Annotated in this window: 2 protein-coding genes; one reads left to right on the forward strand and one right to left on the reverse strand. The window is 70.0% G+C overall.

The window, feature by feature from the left end:
* Positions 1 to 1,658, reverse strand: a 1,658-nt coding sequence (locus tag VN520_RS15560) for an FdhF/YdeP family oxidoreductase (RefSeq protein ID WP_325747511.1), incomplete at its 3' end; no start/stop codon positions are given.
* A gap of 226 nt (positions 1,659 to 1,884) precedes the next feature.
* Between VN520_RS15560 and polA the strand changes: the two genes are divergently transcribed.
* On the forward strand, positions 1,885 to 4,470 hold a 2,586-nt coding region (polA, locus tag VN520_RS15565; RefSeq protein WP_325747512.1), incomplete at its 3' end, for a DNA polymerase I.

Raw genomic sequence — 4,470 nt, forward strand, 5'->3', positions numbered from 1 at the left:
GGTTCGGAGAGCAGGTGGGGGCTCGCGGGGGTGAGGTTGCCGCGTGAGGAGTGGACCTTGCCCATGGAGTCCTCGACGGTGACGAACTGCTTCCCACCGGCCTGGACGTCCTTGTCGGTGCGTCCGAGTGTGGGCAGGATCAGGGCGTGGGTGCCGGTGACGGCGTGCGAGCGGTTGAGTTTGGTCGAGACGTGGACGGTGAGCCGGGCGCGGCGCATGGCGGCTTCGGTGACGGCGGTGTCGGGGGTGGCGCCGACGAAGTTGCCGCCCATGGCGAAGAAGACCTTGGCGTCGCCGTCGCGGAGTGCCTGGATGGACCGTACGACGTCGTAGCCGTGGTGCCGGGGTGAGGTGATGCCGAATTCCTGGTCGAGGGCGTCGAGGAAGGCGGTGGAGGGCCGTTCGAAGATGCCCATGGTGCTGTCGCCCTGGACGTTGGAGTGACCGCGGACGGGGCACACGCCGGCGCCGGGGCGGCCGATGTTGCCGCGCAGGAGGAGGAGGTTGACCACTTCGCGGATGGTCGGCACGGAGTGTTTGTGCTGGGTGAGGCCCATGGCCCAGCAGACGATGGTGCGTTCCGACGCGAGGATCATGGCGAGCGCCTGTTCGATGGCGTCGCGTTCGAGGCCGGTGGCGGTGAGGGTCTCGTCCCAGTCGGCCGCGCGGGCGGCCTCGGCGAATTCCTCGTAGCCGTGGGTGTGCCCGGCGACGAAGCCGGTGTCGACGGCTCCGTCGGTCTCGATGATCATTTTGTTCAGGAGGCGGAAGAGCGCCTGGTCGCCGCCGATGCGGATCTGGAGGAAGAGGTCGGTGAGGGCGGTGCCCTTGAGCATGCCCCGGGCGGTCTGGGGGTTCTTGAAACGTTCGAGGCCGGCTTCGGGCAGCGGGTTCACCGAGATGATCTTCGCTCCGGCGGCCTTGGCCTGTTCGAGGGCGGAGAGCATCCGGGGGTGGTTGGTGCCGGGATTCTGTCCGGCGACGATGATCAGGTCGGCTTGGTGGAGGTCTTCGAGGCTGACGCTGCCCTTGCCGATCCCGATGGTCTCGGTGAGGGCCGATCCGGACGACTCGTGGCACATGTTGGAGCAGTCGGGCAGGTTGTTGGTGCCGAACTCGCGGGCGAAGAGCTGGAGGAGGAACGCCGCCTCGTTGCTGGTGCGGCCGGAGGTGTAGAAGAGCGCCTCGTCGGGGGAGGAGAGCGCGGTCAGCTCCCCGGCGACGATCTCGAAGGCGCGCTCCCAGGTCACGGCCTCGTACCGGTCGGCGCCCTCGGGCAGGTACACGGGCTGGGTGATGCGCCCCTGCTGGCCGAGCCAGTAGCCGCTGCGGGTGGCGAGGTCGGCGACGGGGTGGGCGGCGAAGAAGCCGGGGGTGACGCGGCGCAGGGTCGCCTCCTCGGCGACGGCTTTGGCGCCGTTCTCGCAGAATTCGGCCGCGTGGCGCCTGTCGCCCTCGGGCCAGGCGCAGCCGGGGCAGTCGAAGCCGTCCTTCTGGTTGACCTTGAGGAGGGTCTGCGCGGTGCGCCTCACACCCATCTGCTGCTGGGCGACGCGCAGGGTGTGGGCGACGGCGGGCAGTCCGGCGGCGGCGTGCCGGACCGCGTCGATCCGCGGTGCGTCCTGGACCGGGTCACCGGTCGGGGGCTTCGTGGCCATGGTGCTCCCCTTCGAGCCTTCGGCCGCCTCCGAGCGCGTGCGGGCGCGCGCCGCGTCCGTGCGTGTCGTGGCGTCCAGTCGCTGCTTCTTACGCCTTCACAGTCCGTCGATCCTGTCATGCACGCGTGCCGGGGTGCTCCGGGGAGGCGGGAGGACCGCCCCGGGGCGCGTGGTCCGGGGCGTCGGCCGGTCCGGATTGTCGGTGGTCCGTGGCAGGATCGGGGGCGTGGCTGAGACGGCATCGAAGAAGACGGCAGACAACCGACCGCGCCTGCTCCTGATGGACGGGCACTCCCTGGCGTACCGGGCGTTCTTCGCCCTGCCCGCGGAGAATTTCACGACGGCGACGGGGCAGCCGACGAATGCCGTGTACGGCTTCATGTCGATGCTGGCGAACACGCTGCGCGACGAGGCGCCCACGCACTTCGCGGTCGCGTTCGACGTGTCCCGCAAGACGTGGCGTGCGAAGGAGTTCCCGGAGTACAAGGCGAACCGTTCCAAGACCCCCGACGAGTTCAAGGGGCAGGTCGAGCTCATCGGTGAGCTTCTGGACGCGATGCACGCGGACCGGTTCGCGGTGGACGGTTTCGAGGCGGACGACGTCATCGCGACGCTGGCCACGCAGGCGGAGGCGGCGGGCTTCGAGGTGCTGATCGTCACGGGTGACCGGGATTCCTTCCAGCTGATCACGGACAACGTGACGGTGCTCTACCCGACGAAGGGCGTCTCGGAGCTGACGCGTTTCACCCCGGAGAAGGTCCAGGAGAAGTACGGGCTCACCCCGGGCCAGTATCCGGACTTCGCGGCGCTGCGCGGTGACCCGTCGGACAATCTTCCGGGCATTCCCGGCGTGGGGGAGAAGACGGCGGCGAAGTGGATCAACCAGTTCGGTTCGTTCACGGAGCTGGTCGAGCGGGCCGACGAGGTCAAGGGCAAGGCCGGGCAGAATTTCCGGGACCACCTGGACGCGGTGAAGATGAACCGTGTGCTGACCGAGATGGTCCGTGACGTGGAGCTGCCGAAGGGCCCGGCCGAGCTGGAGCGCGCTCCGTACGACCGCACGGCGGTCACCGGTGTGCTGGACGTCCTGGAGATCCGTAACCCGAGCCTGCGTGAGCGGCTGCTCGCCGTCGACCCGGGCGCGGAGGAGGACGGTGCGCCGGCGCCCGCGGCCGGTGTCGAGCTGGACGGCGTGGTGCTGGGACCGGGTGAGGTCGCCCCGTGGCTGGAGGCCCATGGCGGGCAGCCGCTCGGGATGATGACCGTCGACACCTGGTCGCTGGGCACCGGCACGGTCACCGAGATCGCGCTCGCCGCCGCCGGCGGGGCCGCGGCCTGGCTGGACCCGGCAGAGCTCGACGAGGCCGACGAGCAGGCCCTCGCCGCCTGGCTCGCGGACCCGGGCCGGCCCAAGGTCCTGCACAACGCCAAGAAAGCCCTGCGGGTCCTCCCCGAGCAGGGCTGGCGGCTGGAGGGCATCACGATGGACACCGCGCTCGCTGCGTATCTCGTCAAGCCGGGCCGCCGTTCCTTCGCCCTGGACGCACTGGCCGTGGAGTATCTCGGCCGTGAGCTGGCCCCGGCCCCCTCGGCCGACGGGCAGCTGGCCTTCGGCGCGGACGACCGGGCGGAGGCCGACGCCCTGATGGCGCAGGCCCGCGCGGTGCTGGACCTCGGAGACGCGTTCACGGCGCGTCTGAAGGAGGTCGGTGCCACCGGGCTGCTGCACGACATGGAGCTGCCCACGTCGATCATGCTGGCCCGGCTGGAGCGGCACGGCATCGCCGCCGACCAGGCGCATCTGGAAGGCATGGAGCAGCAGTTCGCCGGTGCGGTGCAGCAGGCGGTGAAGGAGGCGCACGCCGCGGTGGGCCGTGAGTTCAACCTCGGCTCGCCCAAGCAGCTCCAGGAAGTGCTCTTCGGTGAGCTGGCCCTGCCGAGGACGAAGAAGACGAAGACGGGTTACACGACCGACGCGGACGCACTGGCCTGGCTGGCCGCGCAGACCGAGCACGAGCTGCCGGTCATCATGCTGCGCCACCGCGAGCAGGCGAAGCTGCGGGTCACGGTCGAGGGGCTGATCAAGACGATCGGTGCGGACGGCCGTATCCACACCACGTTCAACCAGACGGTCGCGGCGACGGGCCGGCTCTCCTCGACCGACCCCAATCTGCAGAACATCCCCGTCCGCACGGACGAGGGGCGGGCGATCCGCCGGGGCTTCGTCGTCGGCGAGGGCTTCGAGACGCTGATGACGGCCGACTACAGCCAGATCGAGCTGCGGGTGATGGCCCACCTCTCCGAGGACGCCGGTCTGATCGAGGCGTTCACCTCCGGGGAGGACCTGCACACGACGGTCGCCTCGCAGGTGTTCGGCGTCGACAAGTCGGCCGTCGACGCGGAGATGCGCCGCAAGATCAAGGCGATGTCGTACGGGCTGGCCTACGGGCTCTCCGCGTTCGGCCTGTCCCAGCAGCTGAACATCGACGCCGGCGAGGCACGCGGGCTGATGGACACCTACTTCCTGCGGTTCGGCGGGGTGCGCGACTATCTGCACCGGGTCGTGGAGGAAGCCCGGACCTCGGGGTACACGGAGACGGTCTTCGGGCGCCGCCGCTACCTCCCGGACCTCAACAGCGACAACCGCCAGCGGCGCGAGACGGCCGAGCGGATGGCACTGAACGCCCCGATCCAGGGCACGGCCGCCGACATCGTGAAGGTCGCGATGCTGCATGTGGACCGGGCGCTGACGGAGGCGAAGCTGACGTCACGGATGCTGCTCCAGGTCCACGACGAAATCGTCCTGGAGATC

Origin of the sequence: Streptomyces sp., assembly GCF_035563135.1 — a bacterium.
Taxonomy (GTDB): Bacteria; Actinomycetota; Actinomycetes; order Streptomycetales; family Streptomycetaceae; genus Streptomyces.